Below are 21,039 nucleotides of genomic sequence, written 5' to 3' on the forward strand. Positions count from 1 at the left end.
AGCGGCATGAACGACTGACGAGCGACCGACGAGCGCCCGACGAGCGATCGACGAGTGACCGACGAGCCAGAGACGAACGAGGGAAGGGCGGAACCCGGTGGAGAACCGTACATTCGCGACGCCGGGATCCGGCACACCCGCGGGCGCCGGGGCGTCCGTGGCGCTCCCGGAGCAGCCGGAGCAGGGCGGCGGCCCGGGCAAGGGCCGGGGGCGGGCCGCGCCGCACGCCCCCGGGCGGGCCATGCGAGCGCGGCGGCGCCGCCCGGCCGTGCTGGCGATGGCGGTCGCGCTGATCGCGGCCGGCGGGCTGGGCGGGGCCGTCCTCTACAACAGCACCGGCCAGCGGGTCGCGGTGCTGGCGCTCGCCCGGGACGTGCCGTGGGGGCAGGTGATCACCGAGGACGACCTGGTGGTGGCCCGGATCGCGAGCGACCCGGCGCTGCACCCGCTGTCCGCTGACGAACGGGGGAAGGCGGTCGGCCTGCGCGCCGCCACCGACCTCAAGCGCGGCGCGCTGCTCACCGGCGCCGACCTGGCCCAGGGCCTCACCGCGCAGCCCGGGCAGATCGTGGTCGGCGTGTCCGCCAAGCGCAGCCAGCTGCCCGCCAGCCGGCTGCAGCCCGGGGTGCAGCTGGTCGTGGTCTACACGCCCGACAACGGCCGGGCCGACTCGCTGCCCGCGACGGTCATCACCGTCGGCCGGGTGGACACCGACGGCAGCCAGGTGATCGACGTCGCGGTCGGCACCGCGGACGGTCCCCGGCTGGCGCAGTGGGTGGCGAGCGGGCGGATCCAGGTACTGCTGGCGCCGCGCGGCACCTCGGCCGGCGCAGCCGGGGGCGGCGCCGCGCCGAACCCCGCGCCGAGCGGCACGCCCGCCGCGGGGGCGCCTTCCGCGGGCACCCCCGCCGGAGGCGCCGGGACACCCGGGACGCCGGGAGCCCCGGCCGCGACGGGGGGCGCCTGATGGCGGTGATCGCGGTGGTCGGCGGTCCGGGCGCGCCCGGCGCGACCACGACCGCGCTGGCGCTGCTGCTGGCCTGGCCGCTCCAGCCCGGCCGGCGGATCCTGCTGGTCGAGGCCGACCCGGACGGCGGCGCGGTGCTCGCGGGCGCCCTGGAGGGCCGGGTCGAGGCGGTGTACGGGCTGCGCAACCTGGCCGTCGCGGACCGCCGGGGGCTGCTCGCCCAGACCATCTGGGAGCAGCTGATCGACCTCTCACCCGACGGCGAGGCCGAACGCCTGCTGCTGCCCGGGCTGACCGACCCCACCCAGGCCCCCGGCCTCGCCTACACCTGGGAACCGCTCGCCGAACTGCTGCACGGCATCGAACAGCAGGGCTACGACGTCATCGTGGACCTCGGCCGCTCCGGCGCCACCGGCGCCAGCGCGGTGCTGGCCCGCCGGGCGGACGTGGTGGTGGCCACCGTCCGCACGACGCTGCGCGGGCTGAGCGCGATCCGGCCCCGGCTCTCCGCCCTCGCCGAGGACCTGGCCTCCGGCGGCACCGGCGCGGACGCGCTCGGGCTGCTGCTGGTCGCCGAAGGGCCGTACCCGCGGGCGGAGGTGGCTCGCGAGCTCGGGTTGCCGGTGCTCGGGGTGCTGCCGTACGCCGTCCGGACGGCGAAGGTGCTCTCCGACGGCGGGGACACCACCGACCGGCGGTTCATCCGCTCCGAGCTGATGCGCACGGCGCGGTCCGCGGCGGACGAGGTGCAGCTGCTGGTCCGCCGCCGGCGGCAGCGGCTCGCGCCGAACGCCGAACCGGCCGCCACCCCGGCCCAGTTGGCGGCGCCCGCCCCGGTTGCGGCCCCGGGTCCGGTGCCGATGCCGGTGCAGCCGACACCGATGTCCGCGCCGGCCGCGTACGGCCAGCCGTCGTACGCCCAGCCGTCGTACGCCCAGCCGTCGTACGCCCAGACCTCGTACACCCAGGCTCCCCAGGACCAGGCCGCCCAGGTGCAGCCCCCGTACGGCCAAGCTCCGTACGGGAAGGGTGGGTACGCGCAGGCGCCGTACGGCCCGGTGGACGCCGAACCGCCGTCGTACACCCCGCCGCAGCCGGTCCCGCCGGTGATCGTCACCGGCCCGGTGGCGCCGCTGGCCGGGCTGGCGCCGCAGCCGGCCGCGCCGGCGCCCTTCCCGGCGCACGTGCAGTCGCCGCAGCAGGCCCACCGAGGCGACCAGGGGGACCGGGAGGACCGGGTCGACCCGGATGACCAGTACCCGCTCCAACAACCGACGGTGACGGACGGTCAGGTGCAGCTGAACGGGCAGTACCCGCACAACCCCGGGGAGGTGCTCCGTGCGCGGTAGCCCCCTGCACCAGCGCCCGGCGGCCGACCCGGCCGCCCTGCCCTGGGTCACACCCACGACCGGGCCGGTCCCGCCGACCGGGCCGGTGCCGATCCCCGCCACCGGCCCGGTCGCGCCGCAGCCCGCCCCGGCCGCCGCCGCAGGCCCGGCGACGCCCACCGCCGTACCCTCCCAGCTGCCCTCGCTGGACGTGCGCGGTGCCGCCACCCGGCCGGCCGTCGACCCTCAGGTCGCCCGCGAGCTCAAGCGCCAGGTCGCGGCCGAACTGCACCAGCAGATCACCCGGTTGACGACCGCCTCCGGCTCCGAGCCGGACCGCGCCACCCGCCGCCAGCGCGGCCGGGCGCTGATCGAGGAGGCCGTCGCCCGCTGGTCCGACGCCTACGCGCAGACCCACGGCATTCCGCCCACCCGGGAGCAGGACCGCGCCCTCGCCGAGGCCGTCTTCGACCTGCTGTTCCGGGCCGGCCGGCTCCAGCCCTACCTGGACGACCCGGAGATCGAGAACATCTTGATCAACGGTTGCGACGACGTCTGGGTCTCCAAGGTGCACCAACCGCTGCGCCAGGTACCGCCGGTGGCCGACAGTGACGCCGAACTGGTCGAGCTGCTACAGGACTTGGCTCGCCAGCACGGTGGCGGCGAGCGCAGCCTGTCCACCGCCAGCCCGACGCTCGCGCTGCGGCTGGAGGGCGGCATGCGCCTGCAGGCGCTCACCGAGGTCACACCCCGCCCGTACGTGGCGATCCGCCGCCACCGGGTGGCCTCCGCGACGCTGCCCGAGATGGTCGAACTCGGCACCCTGGACGGCACCTTGGCCGCCTTCCTGGCCGCCGCGATCCGGGCCAGGAAGAACGTGATGATCACCGGCACCCAGGGCGTCGGCAAGACCAGCCTGCTGCGCGCGATGGCCGCCGAGATCCCGCCGGACGAGCGGATCGGCACCCTGGAGTCCGAGTTCGAGCTCTGGCTGCACACCCTCGGCCACCTGCGCCAGGTCGTCCCGATGGAGGCCCGCGAGGGCAACGGCGAGCGCGTCGAGGGCCGCCTGGCAGGGGAGTTGACGATCGGCGACCTCATCCCGGCCGCGCTGCGGATGACGCTGTCACGGATCATCGTCGGGGAGGTCCGCTCCGGCGAGGTTGTCCCGATGCTGCGGGTGATGACCAACGGCGAGGGCGGCTCGATGTGCACCCTGCACGCCCGCGGCCCGCACATGGTGGTCGACCGCATCGCCGAACTCTGCCTGGAGTACGGCTCGCACATGACCGACTCGCTCGCCTACCGGCTCACCGCCAACGCCCTGGACCTCATCGTGCACGTCACCATGGTCGACGAGACCGCCGTCGGCGGCCGCCGGCACCGCTTCGTCTCCCACGTCCTGGAGGTCACCGGCCTCGGCGAGAGCGGCCGGCCCGCCCTGAACACCGTCTTCGGCCCCCGGCCGGACCTCGGCGAGCCGCGGGCCGTCCCGCACACCCCGCCGCAGTGCCTGGACGACCTGCGCCGGGCCGGCTTCGACGCCGGCCTGCTGGACTCCCGGTACGGGAGTTGGGCCACCCCGCTGCAGCTGCGGATCGGCGGTGGCGCGCGGTGATGCTGCTGTTCGCCCTGTGCGGGCTGGCGGTCGCGGGCGGCCTGGTCGCCCTGGCGGCCTGGTTCCGCGGCAGCGACCCCGCCGACGAGGACGCCCAGGCGCGGCCCAACCCGCTGGCCGGGCGCGCCCACGTGTTCTGGTACGGCGCCCCCGGTTCGGCCGCGCCGCGGATGGTGCGGCTGCGCCGCGTCCAGCTGCCGCTCGCGCTCGCCGGCGCGCCGCTGGCCTGGCTGTTCACCGGCATCCCGCTGACGGCGCTGCTGGTCCCGCTGGCCGTCTTCGGCCTGCCCTGGCTCTTCGACACCACCCGCCCGGACACCCACCGGATCGAGCGCCTCGAAGCGCTGTCCGAATGGACCCAGCGCATCGCCGACGTGCTGCTGCTCGGCGTCGGCCTCAACCAGGCCATCGTCACCAGCCGCCGCACCGCGCCCGCCGCCCTGGAGGAGGAGATCGGCGAACTGGCCGCCCGGCTGCAGGCCCGCTGGCGGCCCGAGGAGGCCCTGCACGCCTTCGCCGACAGCCTCGCCGACGCCACCGCCGACAAGGTGCTCGCCGCGCTCGTGCTGCGGTCCGGGGACAGTGGCCCCGGCCTGGCCCGCACGCTCTCCGACATGGCCGAGTCGGTGCGCGAGGAGGTCCGCCAGCGCCGCGCCATCGAGGCCGACCGGGCCAAGCACCGGACCACCATCCGCTGGCTGGTCGGCATCATCGTGCTGGTCGTCACCGTCGGCTCCTTCAACACCGAGTACACCCGCCCGTACGGGACCTTCCTCGGCCAGCTGGTCCTCGCCGTGGTCGCCGCCCTGTTCGTGGCGATCATCGCCTGGATGCGGGCGCTGGCCTCCCATCCGCCGGTGCCGCGGCTGCTGACGCCGGACCGGCGCAGCCGGCGCGGCCGACGGGCGGGCGCCCGGGCGCCTCAGCCGGAGCGGGCCGAGCAGCTCGGGGAGGTCCGGTGATCTCGCCCTGGTCCGTGCTGGCCGGCGCCGCCGCGGCCGGCGGCATCGCCCTGCTGATCGCCGAACTGCGGCCCGCGCCGCCCGACCTGCGCCAGGCGCTGGACCGGCTGCACGCCGTCCCCGCCGACCGCGAGCAGGACCCGGACGAGCGGCCGCGCTGGTACGACCGGGTCGGCGAGCGCTCGGTCCACCTGCGCGGGGTCTCCGTCCCGCGCCGCGAACTCGCCCTGATCGGTCGCACCCCGGCCCGGTTCATGGTGCACAAGCTGCTGTTCGCCGCGCTCGGCCTGGTGCTGCCCGCCTACCTGGGCGCGATGGCCGTGCTGATGGACACCGGCCTGCCCTTCGCCCTGCCGCTGGTCGCCGGGCCGCTGCTGGCCGGACTGCTCTGGTTCGTCCCGGACGCCATCGTGCGCGGCGAGGCCAAGGAGGCGCGCACCGAGTACCTGCACGGCATCGCCGCCTACCTGGAACTCGTCGCGCTGGAGCGGGCCGCCGACTGCGGTCCCGCCGAGGCGCTGCGCCGGGCCGCCTCGGTCGGCCGGGGCACGGTCTTCCGGCGGATCCGCGACGCACTGGAGCGCGCGGCCACCGACCGGCTCCCCCCGTGGGCCGGACTCGACTCGCTGGCCGAGGAGTTGGGCCTCAGTCCGCTGCAGGACGTGGCGGACATCATGCGGCTGTCCGGCACCGACGGCGCCGCCGTGTACGACACCCTGCGGGCCCGCGCCAAGGGTCTGCGCGGCGAACTGCTCGCCGAGGACCTGGCCCGCGCCAACGCCGACAGCGAGCGGATGGTCGCGCCGGGGGCCGCCCTGACCCTGCTGATGACCGTCCTGATCGTCTTCCCCGCGCTCCACCAGATGCTCAACTGACCGACGTGCCGGAGCAGCTGACACCGACACCACCCGGTGGCACCGACACCACGCGGCTGACACCACACCACACCGCCACACCCCGGGAGACCCCGATGACCGTACGACTCGCCCACCTGGCCGGACGGGTGCTGCGACCCGTCCTGCTGCCGGTGCAGTTCGCGCTGCTGCTGTTCACGCTGCGGCTCGGCCGGCTCCGAGCCGCCCGCGCGCGCGGCGACCGCGGCGCGATCAGCATCGAACTCGCCCTCGCCATCATCGCGTTGGTCTTCGTCGCGGGCGCCGTCGCGACCGCGCTGTACCTGCTCAAGGACAAGGTCGTCCAGAAGGTGGAGCAGGACCCGAACATGCCCGGTGGCGCGGGCGGCGCGGGCGGCGCCACCAAGTGATGCGCCCGCCTCTCCGCCGCGGGGGCGACCGGGGGTCGATGAGCGTCAGCCTCGCCATCGTCTTCCCGGTCGTCCTGCTGCTCCTGCTGCTCGTCGTCCAGGCCGCGCTGTGGTGGTACGACCGGCAGGTCGCGCTCACCGCCGCCCGCGAGGGCGTGGACGCCGGGCGGGTGCAGGGCAACGCGACGGACGAGGGGAAGAACGCGGCGGCCGAGCGGCAGGCCCGGGACTTCCTCGACCGGCAGGGCGTGCGCTCGTACGAGGTGCGGACGTCCGGCAGCACGGCCGACACCATCCGGGTCACCGTGCAGCTGACGCCACCGATGCTGATACCCGGGCTGTCGGCGCCCGCCATCACCCAGTTCGCGGAGGCGCCGCGCGAGCGTTTCGTCCCGCCGGCGGTGAAGCCGTGAGGCGGGGAACGCCCGGGGCCGGGCCGCGGTGGTGGCGCCCGCGCAGACGGGACCGCGGCGGGATCGCGATCGAGGCGGCGATCGTCGTGCCGGGCGTGGTCGGCCTGGTGCTGCTGGCCGTCGCCGCCGGACGGGTGCAGACCACGGCCGGCACCGTCGAGGCCGCCGCCCGCGCCGGGGCCCGTACGGCCACGCTGCAGCGCGACCCGGAGGCGATGGCGAAGCCGGCCAGGGACTCCGCCCTGGAGACGCTGCGCCAGCAGGGCGTCTCCTGCCGCGACGGGGACGTCCGGGTCGAGAAGGGGAAGCTCGACCTGCCGGGCGGGCCGGTCACGACCGTCACGGTCACCGTGGTCTGCGACGTCGAACTGTCCGACCTGCTCGGCGGGCCGTCCGGGGTGCCCGTGACGAAGCACCTCGTCGGCGAGTTCCGCTCGGTGGTGGACCGTTACCGGGGCACCTGAGGGCGCGTGCCTCCGCCGCCGGGAAGCCGGGGGATTGGAGGCGGCCCGCGCGGGGGAGACGCAAGCGGAGAGCGCCCGGGGGATGACACAGCGGTATCGAGCGGCGCCCGGTGGGGGCCGGTGGGGAGGACGGCGTGCGGATCGGGGGGAGAGGATGCGGGTGCTGAGCCGGCTGCGGCGACGGACGGCGGGTCGGCCCGACCGGGGCGCGGTCGCCCTCTTCGTGGCGATCTGCGCAGCCTACGTCGTGCTCGTCATCGCCCTGGTGGTCGACGCGGGCGGCCGACTGCGGGTCGCCGAGCGCACCGACGCCTACGCCCTGGAGGCCGCGCGGGTCGGCGGGCAACAGCTCGACCAGGCCGAGCTGTTGAAGGGCAAGGGGTTCAAGGCCCAGCAGAAGTACGCCCAGGACGCCGCCGACGCCTACCTCGGCCTATACGGCCTGAAATCCGAGCACGTCGATTTCTCCGAGGACGGCAAGGTCGTCATCGTCACCGTGCAGGCCGACTACCGGCCGGTCCTGCTGGGCGCCCTCGGGGAACGGAAGGTAACGGGCAAGGGCAGTGCGACCCTCGTCCACGGAGTCGAGAAAGCGGAGACCGACTGATGGCCGCGCCACGTGCCAAGGACCAGGCCCGAACCGCCCAGGCCCGCACGGGCCGGGCCGGAGCCGCGCATCGGGGCGGCGCCGCGCGCCGCCCCGCCGCCCCGGCGCCCCGACCGCCGCGCGGACGCGGCCGCGGCGGCGCCCTGATCACCGCGCTCGGCGCGCTGGTCACCCTGCTCGTGCTGCTGCTCGGCGTCCCCGCGCTGCTGCTCTACGGCACCCAGGCGGTCGCCGGCATGGGCGACGTGGCGCCGGGCGGCATCGGGGAGGCGCTCACCAGCCCGGACGACGGGCGGCTGTTCCTGTGGGCGCTGGTGGTGGTGGGCTGGCTCGCCTGGGCCTGCTTCGCGCTCTCCGTCCTGCTGGAGATCCCCGCCCAGCTGCGCGGCCGGGTCGCCCGCCGGATCCCGGCCTTCGGCTGGAGCCAGCGGCTCGCGGCCGGACTGGTCGGCTCGGTGCTCGCGCTGCTGCCGGTCGCGGGATCGGCCTTCGCGGCCGTCCCTGAACTCGCCCACACCCCGGCCGCACAGGCGCAGTTGACCCCGGGCGTGCAGCGCGCCGCCCTGCCCGCCGCGCAGTCCGCGCCCGCCCTGACCCCGGCCGCCGAGCAGCAGCCGACGTACACGGTGCGGGACAGCCGGCCCGCCGACAGCCTGTGGTCCATCGCCGAGCGCCAACTGGGCTCGGGCGAACGGTGGATGGAGATCGCCAGGCTCAACGACGGGCGGGTGATGGACGATTCGGGCATCCGCTTCGACGCCGAGCGGCCGATCCAGCCCGGGTGGGAGCTGCTGATGCCGGCGGACGCCAAGCCGGACGAGGCGAAGGGCTCGCCGGCAGCTCCGGCTCCGGCTCCGGTGCCCTCGGGCGATGCGGCCCAGGGCACTGCGCAGGGCGCACCACAGCAGGGCGCACCACAGCAGGGCACTGCGGCGCAGGGGAACCCCCCGCAGGGGACGTCACCGCAGGCCGGGACCGAGCCGGGCGGTACGGGCGGGCAGCGGACCGTCACCGTACGGGCCGGGGACAGCCTTTCGGGCATCGCCCAGCGGGAGTTGGGGGACGGCGAGGAGTGGCCGAAGCTGTTCGACGCCAACAAGGGGGTGCAGGCACCGGACGGCGAGCGGCTGACCGACCCGGACGTGGTGGTGCCGGGGATGGTGCTCACGGTGCCGGGGGCGGCTGCCGCTCCTGCGCCCGCACCCGCTCCCGAGCCCGCGCCCGCTCCCGAGCCCGCGCCTGCTCCCGAGCCCGCGCCGGCTCCGGCTCCGGCTCCGGCTCCCGAGCCTGCCCCGGCCACCCAGGCGCCGACGCACGCGCCGACGCAGGCGCCCGCCCCCGCCGCGCATGCCGACCCGGCCCCCAGCGACGACTACACCGTCGCCCTCGCGGCCTCCACCGTCGGCGTCCTGCTCGCCGCCATCATGGTCGGCACCGTCGCCCACAAGCGCGGCACCCAGCAGCGCGCCCGCCGCCCCCGGCACCGCATCGCGATGCCCACCGCCGAGGCCGCCGCCTTCGAGAACGAGCTGCTGGCCCGGCAGGACCAGGCCGGGCTGGAGCTGCTGGACCGCGCCCTGCGCACCCTGGCCCGCAACACCGTGCGCGGCAGCAAGCGCCTGCCCGCCATCGTCGCCGCCCGGATCACCCCCGGCCACACCGTCGAGCTGCACCTGTCCGGCCCGGCCACCCCGATCGCGCCGTTCCGCGCAGCGCACGCCGCCAACGTCTGGTGGTGCAGCGCCGACTCCGGCGACCTGCTCAGCGCCGCCCAGGCCCGCAAGACCGCCGCGCCGTACCCCGCGCTGGTCACCCTCGGCACCTCGCCCGACGGCTCGGTGGTCCTCGCCGACCTGGAGGCCGTCCGGCTGCTCCACCTCTCCGGCCACCCCGACGACGCCCGGGACGTGCTGCGCACCCTCGCCGTCGAGCTCGCCCACAGCCCGCTCGCCGACCGGCTCCACCTGCACCTGGTCGACCTCGCCGAGGAGGTGCCGATCAGCGGCCCGGCCGCCGAACGCGTCCACCGGCACGCCACCCTGGAGGCCGCACTCGCCGCCCTGGGCCCGCGCACGGCCAAGGCCCGCGCCACCCTGGTCGCCGCCGAGGCCAGCAGCCCGCGCGACGCCCGCAGCCGGGGCCAGGCCGACGAGTCGTGGATCCCGGAGATCGTGCTCTGCGCCCAGCAGCCCGGCGGCGACGTCCCTGCCGAACTCGGCCGGCTGCTCGACGCCCGCCCGCGCACCTGCGTCGCCGTCATCACCCGCGCCCCCGAGCGCGGCACCGGCCCGGTCGCCCGCTGGACCCTGCCGACCAGCGGCCAGGCCGCCATCCCGGGCCTGCACCTCACCGTCGAGCTGCAGCGCCTCAGCGGGCCGCAGTACGACCAGGTCGCCGAACTGCTCCGAGCCGCCGACGACACCACCCAGCACCCGGCTCCGGCCTGGACCCTGGACGGGCCGGAGGACAGCGACACCACCGAACTCCCGCTCGCCGTACCGGTGCTGGCCGGTGTCGGTGCCGCGGGCGGTGCGGGTCCCGCTGGTGGTGCGGGTGGTTCGGGCGGTTCGGGAGAGGCGGGGGCGGACACCGCCGCCGGTCCCCGGCTGCTGGCCCGGGTCATCGGCACCGGCGCCAGCCCGTTCGCCGGCACCGACCCGGTGACGCCCGCCCCGGCTCCGGTGCCGGTGCCGGCTCCGGCCCCCGTCCCTGCCGGTCCGGCACGGTTCGCCGTCAACGGGCAGGGGCGGCAGGCCACCGGCGACGAGACCACCCGGGACCTGCGTCGGCCTGGCGGGCCGGAGGAGACCGGTGAGGGTACGGGCGGTGCCGCGGCCGACGCCGCTGCCGAGGCCGGGACGGTGGACGCCCCGGCGGAGGCCACGGCGACCGTCGTCCTCGCCGTTCAGCCGGTGGTACCGCGGCCGGCGGCGCCGGGGCCGGCCGAGGAGCCGGCTCCGACGGGCGCCTCCGCTCCCGAGAGCGGCGCCGACGCCGCCGCCGGAGCTGCCGAAGCCGAGGCCGCGGAGACCGCGGAGACCGCGGAGACCGCGGAGACCGCGGAGACCGGGGAAGCCGGGGAAGCCGAAGCGGCCGTCACCCCGGAGCCCGTCGTGACGGCGGGCCCCGCGGCCCTGGAACCCGGTCCCGCCGCGGTGGCCCCGGTCGCCCGGACGGCCCGGACCGCAACCGGTCGCAGCGACAGCGACGACCTGCTCGCCATCCTCCGGTCCCCGGAGGCGCACGCCCCGCGCAACGCACCCCGGATCCGGCTGCTCGGCCCAGTGGACGTCGCCGGCGTCCTCGGCACCGCCGAATCCGGCGCGCTGCCCCGGCTCACCGAACTCGCCGTCTACCTCGCGCTGCGCCCCGGCGCCGACCACCGCGCCCTCGACCAGGACCTGCACCCGGGCGCCGCGCACCTCGACCCGCACCCCACCACGGCCGACGCCAAGAGCCCGCTGCCGGCCAAACTCGCCGACCTGGCCGCCTGGTTCGGCACCTCGCCCGAGGGCCACGTCTTCCTGCCCACCGAGGGCACCGACGGCTACTCCTTCGCCCCGGCGGTGACCTGCGACTGGGACGAGTTCCGCAGCCTCTACCGGCGCGGCATGCGCAGCACCAGTGCCACCGCGGACGCCGCCCTCGCCCACGCCCTGGCCCTGGTCCGCGGCGCCCCGTTCGCCGAGGCCCCGCCCGCCTCCTACGGCTGGGCGGAGGCCGAACGTCAGGACATGATCGCGGCGATCGTCGACACCGCGCACGAACTGGCCGCCCGCCGCCTGCAGTACGGCGACCACCGCAGCGCCGAGGCCGCCGTCTTCCGCGGCCTCGCCGTCGCCCCGGACGTCGAACTCCTGCACCGGGACCTGTTCTACGCCTACGCCTCGGCCGGCGCCCGGGACCAGCTCCTGCGCGCCGTCAACCGCCTGGACGCGCTCAGCCGCCGTACGGGACGCGACCTCGACTCCGACACGGTCGCCCTGCTCAGGGACCTGCTCGCCGGTTCCTGAGGACGCCGCCGCACAGGGCGGGACCAGCCTCGGCCGGGTGGCACCGTCGGATGCCACCCGGCCGAGGCGCAGCGCCGTACGGATTCCGGAGGGTGAGGAGCACCGTGCTCGCGAGTCTGATCGCCGTCCTCGGCACGCTGTTGGGGTCTCTCAGCACCCACCTGTTCCAGCAGCGGGCCGCTGCGCGCGGCGAGGCGAGGGCGCGCGAGGAACTGCTGCGACAGGAACTCCTGGCCGCGTACGGCGGGTTCGCCGCGGCGGTGACCGAGCTCAAGCGAGCGCTGGTCACCGTGTGGCTGCGTCGGTCGGACCCGGTCGCACTCGGTCCGGCGCTCGCCGAGGCCGACCGGTTGGGCGCCGTCGCCGAGACGGCGCGCTTCCGGCTGCGGTTGGTGTCCGGCCGGCCCGAGCCGCTGGCGGACGCCGCGTTCGCCCGGGCCGGGGCCGTGCGCGGCGCGGCCGACGAGGACGAACTCGCGGCAAGGGAAACGGAGTTCGAGGCGGCCGTAGGTGCATTCATCACGGCTGCCGCCGAACACCTCGCCGCCGTACCGGAGTCGGCGCCGCGGCCGGTCGTGCGGTTCAGGCTCGGACGGCGCGCAGCCAGGCCTCCAGGGCGGTGAAGTCCGCCTCGGTGAAGCCGCGTTGCGGGTCGACCCGGTGGAGGAGGGCGGGGGCGGGGGAGTGGGCTGCGACCCATCGGCGATCCGCCTCGGTGATCTCGTCGTCCACCCAGGCGAACGGCCGCCCGGCGGCCCGGGCGACCAGTGTGCGGGTCTTCCAGTGCAGGCCGTGCAGGCCGTGCGGTCCGGCGTCCTCGTCGCCCGTCTCGTCACCCGTCTCCTCCACCGGCCAGGCCACGACCGGAAGTTGCGGCAGCCCGAGCCACGGCGCGAGGCAGGCGTTGGCGTCCTCCAGCCAGGTGGTGGCCCAGACGAGTTCACAGGGCAGGCGCAGCAGTCGCGGTCCGAAGGCCGGGTCGGCGCGGCTGACCAGCGGGTTGCCACCGGTTCCGGTGTCGGCGAACGGGCTGCGGAAGGTGGGATAGCCGCCGGGGGGAGGGCCGCCGAAGGGGATCAGCGGGCCGTCCACGTCGAGGAACAGCAACGGGCGGCCGGGAGCGGTCATGACCGCACGATAGCGGGCACCGCGGGCGGTGTGGTGCGTCGATCGGAGACCCGGCCTGGATAGGGTGCGCCGGGATCTCGTAGGGTGGCCGCGCACGGAGTGTGGTGGCAGGTGCCACACGGGCAAGGGCATCAGACGCCGCGGGAGCGGCGGGGCGGGGCGGTGACCAGGAGATGGCGGAGACGACAGCGGTTTCCGGAGGTCCCGACCCGACAGCGGACTCGGGCCCCTGGGACGCCGTACCGCCGGCCCCGCGCCACCCTTCCGAGGAGCACCCGCCCGGGCCCGCCGCGCTCTACGAGCCGCCTCCGGTACCCGCGGCGCCCCCGGCCGCGCCGCAGTCCGCGCCGCAGCCCGTCCAGGCGCCCACGCCGCCGCCCGCACCCCCGGCCGCGCCGCCCGTCCCGCCCACCGGATGGACCCTCACCGGCCTGCCCGCCGTCGGTGCGGCGACTCCGCCGCCGTTCCCGGCCGTGAGCGGGACGGCGGGTGGCATGCCGGGAGGTGCGCCGGGCGCGACCGCCGCCGGTCCCGGCGGGCTCGGCACCGCGCCGCGCGGACGGATCCTGGTGATCGAGGGCGGGTACGGCAACTCCGGCCGCCGCACCTGGGGCCGGGGCGGCCCGACCCAGGCGCCGGTGCTCTCGGCGATGCTCGCCGCCGTCTCGCCGCAGGTGCTGCTCGCCGCCGACGCGGTGGACGCCGTGCACCTCCCCGGCGCCGGCGACCCGCACACCGTCCTCGCCCACCTGCGGGCCGCCTCCCGCCACCCCGGGCCGCTGCTGGTGCACGTCGGCGGCCACGTGGTCGCCGACAAGCGCGGCGGACAGCTCCAGCTGACCCTGCGCGACGCCAAGCAGGACGGACTGCCCTGGCAGGCCATCGCCGCCGAACTGAGCCACCGGCCGGCCGAGTGGCAGACCCTCGTCATCGCCGACCTGAGCGCCGACCAGAACGCCTGGCCGTACCTCCAGGGAACCGTTTCGCCGCTCAGCGAGGGCATCCCGCTGTGGGCGGTCGTCAGCCCGGACCCGGAGCAGATCGGCACCTTCACCCGGGCCCTGATCGAGGCGCTGCACGGCGGCCGCCCCGGCGCGGGCGAGGTGCTCGCGCCCGAGCACCTGCGGCAGCAGGTGTACTCGGTGCTGCGCCCGGACGTGGTCATCCTGGCCACGCACGCCCCGGACCGCCCGTTCTTCCGCAACACCGCGCGACGCGGCGACGCCCTGGCGGTCGAGCTGCCGCCGGTGGCCGACGCCGTGCCGGTGACGGACCCGGCGCCGACGGAGCTGCCGCCGCCTCCGGCCGCCCTCCTGCCGCGCCCGACGGAGCCGCAGGACGACCTTGCCGCGCCACCGGTGACGGCCTCTCCCGCCCCGGCCGCCCCGGCCGCCCCGACGGCCGTCGGCGGTCAGGTGAGCCTGGTCAAGCCGGGCGTGCCGCCCACCCCGCCCCGTCCGGGCCGCCCGGTCAGCCTGCTGAAGGCGGGCGAGCCCGTCCCGGCACCGGGCGTGACCCTGCACAAGGCCGCCCCGGCCGACGCCACCCCCGAGGACGCCACCCCCGAGGACGCCGTACGCGAGGACGCAGGATCCCCGGTGGGTGTCACGCTCCGCAAGCCCGCCCGTACGGCGGCCCCGGACGTCGTCGCCGAGGCCGAACTCCCCCAGGTGGAGGAGGCGGTGACGGAGCCCGTCGCGGACGCCGCGGCCGAGGAGGGGGTGACCGAGGTCGAAGCGGTGGCGGAGGCCGCCGAGGAGCCCCGGGACGCCGTCCCGGCCGAGGTCGCACCGGCGGAGGCGGCCCCCGCCGAGAGCGCGCCGCAGGACGAGGTGCCCTCCGACGCGGCCCCCGTCGATCCGGTCCCCGCCGTTGTGCCTGCCGAAGCCCCGGTGGCCGGCCCGCCCCGCGCGGACTACCGCGAGGTCATCGGACGGATCGTCCGCAGCGCCGACGCCGGTGAGCACGCCGCCGCCACCGACCTGGCGTTCGCCCTCGAACTGGAGGCGATCGCCGAACACGGCGCCGTCTCCGAACCGGTCCTCCAGGTACGGCAGGTCCGCGCGCACGTGTGCCGACTCGCAGGTCGGGCGGCCGAGGCCGCGGACATCTACCGCGAGGTGGCCCTGTCGCTGCTCCGCTCGCAGGGCCCGGAGCACCCGGAGACGCAGCAGGCGGCCACCAATGCCGAGGCCTGCTGGCGTTCGATCACCGACCGCGCGGAGGCGATCCGGATCGCTCCGGAGATCATCGAGCTGCGCGCCTACCTCCCGGGCCCCGAGGGCCGCAAGCTCCGCGCCGCCGAGCGCTACCTCGCCCAGCTGGCCGCCGCCGAATGACGGCGGGGCAGGCGGCCGCGGACAGGGTGACGGCTGACGGCTGACGGATCACGAGTGACAAGTAACAGGTAACAGAAAACAGCGGACAGATAACAGATTTCGAAATCTGTTATCTGTCCGCTGTCATTTGTCAGCCGTCCGCCGTCGGCTGTCCAGCCGTCAGTCGATCAGTGACCGACGATCACCGACCGGCGATCGCGTGCACGAACTTGGCCGCGTCGATGGTGCCCAGGCCGCTGGCCAGGTCGTAGCCCTCGGTGGCGTTGTAGCCGGTGACGCCGTTCCAGCCGTTGTCACCCTCCTTGACGTCCACGATGCCGCTCCACTGGCTCGGGAGCAGGTTGAGGCCGTACAGGCGCCAGTTGAGCTGGCCGAGGCGGTAGCCGGCGAGCTGGTCGGCGAGGGCGACGACACCCGAGAAGATCGGGGTGGCCTCGCTGGTGCCGCCGGTGAGGTGCCAGCCGACCGCGGTCGGGTCGTAGGACTCGTAGGTCCAGGCGGCGCCGTCCACGGCCGCGCTCATGCTGATGTCCGGCGTGCCGCGGTGGTTGCCGGTGACGTTGGCGACGCCGGCCTGGTACCACGGGCGCTCGAAGACGCCGGAGACGCCACCGCCGCCGGCGCCGGACTTGTCGTGCCACACCTTGTCGGCCGCGGTGCGGTTGCCGTTGTCGTCCAGGGTGAGCTGGGTGCCGCCGATGGAGGTGACCAGCGGGTCCGAGGACGGCCAGGAGTTGACCTTGTACGGGTACAGGTCGGAGCCGTTGGCCTGCGCGTCGGTGGCACCGTTGTCGCCGGAGGCGCCGAGCACGGTCACGTTGTGGTCGGCGGCGGCCTTGAAGGCGTAGCGCAGGTCGGTCAGCGACTTGAAGTCGCCCTTGTCGTAACCCGGGAAGGTGTTCTCGGTGGCGCCGAAGCTCTGCGAGATGACGTCGCCGCGGCCCTTCTTGATGAGGTCCTTCTCGGCGTCCATCATCTCGGGCAGGCCGGTGGTGCCCTCGGTCTCGGCGACGCCGGTCTCGACCAGGATGATGTGCGCGTCGGGGGCGACCGCGTGGGCGTACTCGACGTCCAGGGTGGTCTCGCCGGCCCAGCCGGTGTGGTCGGGGTTCTTCGGGTCGAAGACGGGGACGTTGCCCCACTTGACCACCTCGACGTTGGTGTCGGGGATGCCCCACTGCTTGTCGAAGACCTCCAGGTCGTGCTGGATGGTCGGCGAGCCGAAGGAGTCGACGATGACGATCGTGCGGCCCTTGCCGGTGACGCCCTCCTGGTACAGCGGGTTCAGGTTGTAGGCGGCGCGGTACTGCAGCGGCGAGTAGCAGTGGATGCCGATCTGGCTGACGCACTGGGTGGTGCTCAGCGGGGCGACGCGCGCCTGGGCGTTGTGGTGCCCGAAGGAGGCGGGGCGGACGTGGACGCCCGCGAGGTCGTGCGAGGGGGCGGCGGTCGCGGTGCCGACGGCCGGAACGGCGACGGTGCCGGCCGTGAGGGCGGTGGCCCCGACGGCGAGCAGTGCCAGGGCGCGACGGAGGGAAGCGGGGCTGCCCATGGGACTCCTTGAGGGGGACGCAGGGCCCGACCTTGGTCAGGTCGGGTCGGTCCGGCCATCCCATCGACTGCAACATGATCATGCCATAGTCATTTGGTGGGGTAGTCCGATCGGCGCCATGGTCATGATCGGCCACGCGAAAAGGTAAAGGCCGTCCCAGGGGAAGGTAACCCCGCATCTGGGACGGCCCACTGACTGGGCGTCAGAAGTGGCCTGTAGCGTTCACAGTTTTCACCGTGTTGGCCAACTTTACCAAGTTCACCGGCTTCGGGTAAGCCGTCGTCAGGCACCGATCACCGGGCGCCGCCGTTGACGTACAGCGTCTGCCCGCTGACGTACGAGGCGTCCTCGCTCGCCAGGAAGGCGACCACCGACGCGACCTCCTCCGGCTGCCCGACCCGGCGCAGCGGCGTCCGGGCGGAGACCTCGGCCTGGTGGTCCTCCGCCGTGCTGCCGACCCGCTCGGCCGTGGCGGCGGTCATCGCGGTGGCGATGTACCCGGGCGCGACGGCGTTGACGTTGATGTTGAACGGCCCGAGCTCGATCGCCAGGGTGGCGGTGAGGCCCTGGATGCCGGCCTTGGCGGCCGCGTAGTTGGCCTGGCCCCGGTTGCCGAGGGCCGAGCGCGAGCTGAGCGAGACGATCTTCCCGAACTTCTGCGCCACCATGTACTTCTGCGCGACGTGGCTGCAGTTGTACGCGCTGGTCAGGTTGACCGTCAGCACCGCGTCCCAGTCGGACTTGGGCATCTTGAAGAACAGGTTGTCCCGGGTGATCCCGGCGTTGTTCACCAGGATGTGCACCCCTCCGAGGTCGGCGGCGATCTGCGCGAACACCGCCTCGACGGCGTCGTAGTCGGCCACGTCGCAGCCGTACGCCCGGGCGGTGCCGCCCTTGGCGGTGATCTCGGCGACCGTGCCGGCCGCCCGCTCGGCGCTGAGGTCGACCACGGCGACCGCCGCGCCCTCCTCGGCCAGCCGGCGGGCGGTGGCCGCCCCGATGCCCTGCGCCGCGCCGGTCACCACGGCGACCTTCCCGGTGAAACGGGCCATCTCTTCTCCTCCGGTCACTTCTGTTCCTGGAATCCTGGAAACACTTGCTCAGACGTTCTCGACCAGCACCGCCGTACCCTGCCCCACGCCCACGCACATGGTGGCCAGGCCGCGCCGGGCGCCGGTGCGGCGCATCCGGTGCAGCAGGGTGGTGAGGATGCGGGCGCCGGAGCCGCCCAGCGGGTGGCCGAGGGCGATCGCCCCGCCGCTGGGGTTGACCAGTTCATCGGCCTGCTCCGGGTCGAACCCGATGCCGGCGGCGGAGGCCAGCGCCTGGGCGGCGAAGGCCTCGTTCAGCTCGGCGGTGTCCAGGTCGGCGAGCGACCAGCCGGCCCGTCCGAGCACCTTCGCCGTCGCCGGTACCGGACCGATCCCCATGACGTCCGGGTGCACCCCGGCCGAGGCGCCGGCCACGTAGCGGCCGAGCGGCTGGAGCCCGAGGTCGCGCAGCGCCTCCTCGCTGACCAGGACCAGCCCGGCCGCGCCGTCGTTCATCGGCGAGGCGTTCCCGGCGGTGACGGTGCCCCCGGCGCGGAAGACCGGCTTGAGCCCGGAGAGCTTGGCCAGGCTGGTGTCCTCGCGGATGCCCTCGTCCTGGCCGACCGTCACCCCGTCGGGCCGCTCGACCGGGATCAGCTCGGCGTCGAAGTGCCCGTCCTTGCGGGCGGCCGCGGCCCGCTGGTGGCTGCGCAGCGCGAAGGCGTCCTGGCGCTCCCGGCCGATGCCGTACCGGGTGGCCACCTCCTCGGCGGTCTCGCCCATGCTGAGCACGCCGTGCAGTTCGGCCATCCGCGGGTTGGTGAGTCGCCAGCCGAGCCGGGTGTCGTAGGTCTCCATCCGGTGCGGCAACGCCTCGTCGGGGCGGGGCAGGACGAAGGGGGCGCGGGTCATCGACTCGCAGCCGCCGGCCAGCACCACGTCGGCCTCGCCGGAGCCGATGGCCCGGGCGGCGAGGGTGACGGCCTCCAGGCCGGAGGCGCAGAGCCGGTTGACGGTGGCTCCGGGGACGGTCTCCGGCAGGCCGGCCAGCAGGACGGCCATCCGGGCGGCGTTGCGGTTGTCCTCGCCGGCCTGGTTGGCGGCGCCCCAGTAGACGTCGTCGATCCGGGCCGGGTCGAGGGCGGGCAGATCGGCGAGCAGGGCGCGCAGCACGGTGGCCGAGAGGTCGTCCGGGCGGACCGTGGCGAGCGCTCCGCGCAGTCGGCCGATGGGTGTGCGGCGGGCTGCGGCGAAGTAGACGGGACGCACGTCGTCGGGCTCCTTGTCAGGTGGGGCGGAGGCGGATCAGAAGGCGTTGACGCCGGTGAGGGCGCGTCCGATGAGCAGTTCGTGGATCTGGCTGGTGCCCTCGTAGAGGGTCATCACGCGGGCGTCGCGCAGGTACTTGCCGACGGGGTACTCGTCGATGAACCCGTACCCGCCGAACACCTGCAGCGCGTTGTTGGCAGCCCGGACGGCGGCCTCGCTCGCGTGGAGCTTGGCGACGGAGGACTCGGTGGCGAACGGCAGGCCGCGTTCGATGTGGTCGGCGACCTTCCAGGTGAGCAGCCGGGCCGCCTCGACGTCCACGGCGATGCCGGCCAGCAGCTGCTGGACGAGCTGGTGGGAGGCGATCGGCCGGCCGAACTGCTCGCGTTCGCCCGCGTAGCGGACCGCGGCCTCCAGGCAGGCGCGGGCGATGCCGACGCAGCCGGCCGCGACCGACATCCGGCCCTTGGCCAGCGCGGCCATCGCCACCGTGAACCCCTTGCCGACCGCGCCGAGCCGGGCGCTGTCCGGCACCCGGACGCCGTCGAAGGAGAGTTCGGCGGTGGCCTGGCCGCGCAGGCCGAGCTTGCCGTGGATCTCGGTGCGGGTGAAGCCGGGCAGGTCGGTGGGGACCAGGAAGGCGGTGATGCCCCGGTGGCCCTGCTGGTCGGGCTCGCTGCCGCCGGTGCGGGCGAAGACCAGCGCGACGTCGGCCCAGGTGCCGTTGGTGATGAACATCTTGGCGCCGCTGATCAGCCAGTCCTCGCCGTCGCGCACCGCGCGGGTGGTGAGGTTGGCCGCGTCCGAGCCGGTGCCGGGCTCGGTGAGGGCGAAGCAGCCGAGCGCCTGGCCCGAGGTGAGCCGGGGCAGCCAGTGCTGCTTCTGCTCCTCGGTGCCGAAGCTGTTGATCGACTTGCCGACCAGGCCGAGCGAGACCGAGACGATCCCGCGCACCGCCGAGTCGCCGCGCCCCAGCTCCTCCAGCACCAGGCAGTAGGCGAGGTGGTCGCCGCCGCTGCCGCCGTACTCCTCGGGGATGGTCAGGCCGAGGAAGCCGACCTCCGCCAGCTTGCCGATGATCGCGCGGTCGACGGACTCGACGCGGTCCCACTCGGCGGCGTACGGCACGATCTCGCGGTCGGTGAAGGAGGCGGCGAGGTCCCGGACGGCGCTCTGCTCCTCGGACAGCTCCAGATTCACGGCTACTCCACACCAATAAACTAGCGCTGCAAGTTTTATGGTGGGACTGTAGCCCCGACCGGCCCGGGCTGGGAAGAGGCGCCTGACAGAATCGGTCCTCCGTCACCCGACCGGAACCCGCGGGGTCGGAACCCACCCGACCGGAACCCACCCGACCGGAACCCACCCGACCGGAACCCACCCGACCGGAGGAAAACGCTGCGATGGCCCGTCCACGCACCCCGCTGCTCAGCCGCGAGCGCATCGTCGCCGCCGCGCTGCGGCTGATCGACGACGAGGGGCTGGACGCCCTCTCCACCCGCCGCCTCGCCGGCGAGCTGTCGGTCAGCGGGCCCTCGCTCTACAACCACTTCGCAACGAAGGACGAACTGCTGGACGCGGTGGTGGACAGCGTCATCGGCGAAGTCGACTTGTCGATGTTCGGCGCTCCGGCGGGCGGGACGGTCCCCTGGCCGCAGGCGCTGCGGGACTGGGCCCGCTCCTACCGCGCCGCGCTGGCCGCCCACCCCAACATCGTCCCGGTGCTCGCCCAGGGCCCGGGGCGGCGGCCGAACGCGCTGCGCCTGGCCGACGCGGTCTTCGGGCACCTGGTCGAGGCCGGGTGGCCGCGCGGGCAGGCGACCCGGATCGGCGCGCTGATGCGCTACTTCGTCACCGGCTCCGCGCTGGCCTCCTTCGCGGCCGGCTTCCCGGCGGACGCCGAGGTCTACGACGCGGCCGACTACCCGCACCTCGGCGAGGCGCACCGGCTGGCCGGGCACCGCGGGGCGGTCGACGAGGGCGCCTTCGAGACCGGCCTGGAGGCGCTGCTCGACGGACTCGTCCTGCGCTTCGAGCGGCTCGCCCCGCGTCCGTAGCCGTAGCCGTGACCCCGGCCCTCGGGC

The 21,039-nt window shown here is 75.3% G+C and carries 18 protein-coding genes; 13 read left to right on the forward strand and 5 right to left on the reverse strand.

All coding sequences use genetic code 11. From position 1 onward, the window contains the following. Positions 1 to 97 precede the first annotated feature (97 nt). The 11 genes from BX285_RS28540 (at position 98) to BX285_RS28590 (ending at position 12,259) form a co-directional block, all read left to right on the forward strand. A complete protein-coding gene (locus tag BX285_RS28540) occupies positions 98 to 967 on the forward strand; it encodes an SAF domain-containing protein (protein WP_259470824.1) in 870 nt (289 codons plus the stop codon). Next, positions 967 to 2,316, forward strand: coding sequence for a hypothetical protein (locus BX285_RS39335; RefSeq protein ID WP_183107243.1), 1,350 nt, complete (start codon positions 967 to 969; stop codon positions 2,314 to 2,316). The genes BX285_RS28540 and BX285_RS39335 overlap by 1 nt, the downstream gene beginning before the upstream one ends. Beyond that, positions 2,306 to 3,913 (forward strand): CpaF family protein, encoded by a 1,608-nt coding sequence (locus tag BX285_RS28550; protein ID WP_257032292.1) that lies wholly within the window; start codon positions 2,306 to 2,308, stop codon positions 3,911 to 3,913. The genes BX285_RS39335 and BX285_RS28550 overlap by 11 nt, the downstream gene beginning before the upstream one ends. Continuing rightward, positions 3,913 to 4,875: a type II secretion system F family protein gene (locus BX285_RS28555; RefSeq protein ID WP_121178669.1), complete on the forward strand. Its 963-nt coding sequence runs from the start codon at positions 3,913 to 3,915 to the stop codon at positions 4,873 to 4,875. The genes BX285_RS28550 and BX285_RS28555 overlap by 1 nt, the downstream gene beginning before the upstream one ends. Then, a complete protein-coding gene (locus BX285_RS28560) occupies positions 4,872 to 5,750 on the forward strand; it encodes a hypothetical protein (RefSeq protein WP_097235263.1) in 879 nt (292 codons plus the stop codon). The genes BX285_RS28555 and BX285_RS28560 overlap by 4 nt, the downstream gene beginning before the upstream one ends. A gap of 95 nt (positions 5,751 to 5,845) precedes the next feature. Beyond that, a complete protein-coding gene (locus BX285_RS28565) occupies positions 5,846 to 6,139 on the forward strand; it encodes a hypothetical protein (RefSeq protein ID WP_097235262.1) in 294 nt (97 codons plus the stop codon). A 38-nt stretch (positions 6,140 to 6,177) separates the two neighbouring features. Beyond that, positions 6,178 to 6,552 carry a TadE/TadG family type IV pilus assembly protein gene (locus tag BX285_RS28570; protein WP_259470825.1) on the forward strand — a complete coding sequence of 125 codons (375 nt, stop codon included), beginning with the start codon at positions 6,178 to 6,180 and terminating at the stop codon, positions 6,550 to 6,552. Further along, positions 6,549 to 7,016 (forward strand): TadE/TadG family type IV pilus assembly protein, encoded by a 468-nt coding sequence (locus BX285_RS28575; protein ID WP_147465246.1) that lies wholly within the window; start codon positions 6,549 to 6,551, stop codon positions 7,014 to 7,016. The genes BX285_RS28570 and BX285_RS28575 overlap by 4 nt, the downstream gene beginning before the upstream one ends. Positions 7,017 to 7,170: 154 nt before the next feature. Continuing rightward, positions 7,171 to 7,623: a hypothetical protein gene (locus BX285_RS28580; protein WP_097235259.1), complete on the forward strand. Its 453-nt coding sequence runs from the start codon at positions 7,171 to 7,173 to the stop codon at positions 7,621 to 7,623. Beyond that, positions 7,623 to 11,636, forward strand: a complete 4,014-nt coding sequence (locus BX285_RS28585) for a LysM peptidoglycan-binding domain-containing protein (RefSeq protein ID WP_121178671.1) — start codon at positions 7,623 to 7,625, stop codon at positions 11,634 to 11,636. The genes BX285_RS28580 and BX285_RS28585 overlap by 1 nt, the downstream gene beginning before the upstream one ends. A gap of 104 nt (positions 11,637 to 11,740) precedes the next feature. Next, the gene (locus BX285_RS28590) at positions 11,741 to 12,259 is read left to right on the forward strand and encodes a hypothetical protein (protein WP_121178672.1); all 519 of its coding nucleotides are present in this window, start codon (positions 11,741 to 11,743) and stop codon (positions 12,257 to 12,259) included. Here BX285_RS28590 and BX285_RS28595 read toward each other — a convergent pair. After that, on the reverse strand, positions 12,219 to 12,764 hold the full coding sequence (locus BX285_RS28595; RefSeq protein ID WP_121178673.1) for an HAD domain-containing protein: 546 nt from the start codon (positions 12,762 to 12,764) through the stop codon (positions 12,219 to 12,221). The genes BX285_RS28590 and BX285_RS28595 overlap by 41 nt on opposite strands. A gap of 173 nt (positions 12,765 to 12,937) precedes the next feature. Between BX285_RS28595 and BX285_RS28600 the strand changes: the two genes are divergently transcribed. Continuing rightward, the gene (locus BX285_RS28600) at positions 12,938 to 15,103 is read left to right on the forward strand and encodes a hypothetical protein (protein WP_147465247.1); all 2,166 of its coding nucleotides are present in this window, start codon (positions 12,938 to 12,940) and stop codon (positions 15,101 to 15,103) included. 181 nt (positions 15,104 to 15,284) lie between these two features. Here the strand turns inward: BX285_RS28600 and BX285_RS28605 are convergent, their stop codons facing one another. The 4 genes from BX285_RS28605 to BX285_RS28620 all read right to left on the reverse strand — a co-directional run bounded on the left by BX285_RS28605 (position 15,285) and on the right by BX285_RS28620 (position 20,155). After that, on the reverse strand, positions 15,285 to 16,655 hold the full coding sequence (locus BX285_RS28605; protein ID WP_097235254.1) for a S8 family serine peptidase: 1,371 nt from the start codon (positions 16,653 to 16,655) through the stop codon (positions 15,285 to 15,287). A gap of 293 nt (positions 16,656 to 16,948) precedes the next feature. Next, complete coding sequence (gene fabG / locus BX285_RS28610; RefSeq protein ID WP_097235253.1) at positions 16,949 to 17,707, reverse strand: 3-oxoacyl-ACP reductase FabG; 759 nt, start codon at positions 17,705 to 17,707, stop codon at positions 16,949 to 16,951. A gap of 48 nt (positions 17,708 to 17,755) precedes the next feature. Continuing rightward, the gene (locus BX285_RS28615; protein ID WP_121178675.1) at positions 17,756 to 18,955 is read right to left on the reverse strand and encodes an acetyl-CoA C-acyltransferase; all 1,200 of its coding nucleotides are present in this window, start codon (positions 18,953 to 18,955) and stop codon (positions 17,756 to 17,758) included. A gap of 36 nt (positions 18,956 to 18,991) precedes the next feature. Next, positions 18,992 to 20,155 carry an acyl-CoA dehydrogenase family protein gene (locus BX285_RS28620; RefSeq protein WP_121178676.1) on the reverse strand — a complete coding sequence of 388 codons (1,164 nt, stop codon included), beginning with the start codon at positions 20,153 to 20,155 and terminating at the stop codon, positions 18,992 to 18,994. A gap of 203 nt (positions 20,156 to 20,358) precedes the next feature. On the opposite strand from BX285_RS28620, the gene BX285_RS28625 reads away from it, so the two are divergent. Then, positions 20,359 to 21,012, forward strand: coding sequence for a TetR/AcrR family transcriptional regulator (locus BX285_RS28625; RefSeq protein ID WP_097235250.1), 654 nt, complete (start codon positions 20,359 to 20,361; stop codon positions 21,010 to 21,012). Positions 21,013 to 21,039 lie beyond the last annotated feature (27 nt).

Origin of the sequence: Streptomyces sp. 1114.5 (assembly GCF_003635085.1) — a bacterium.
In the GTDB taxonomy this organism is placed as follows: Bacteria; Actinomycetota; Actinomycetes; order Streptomycetales; family Streptomycetaceae; genus Kitasatospora.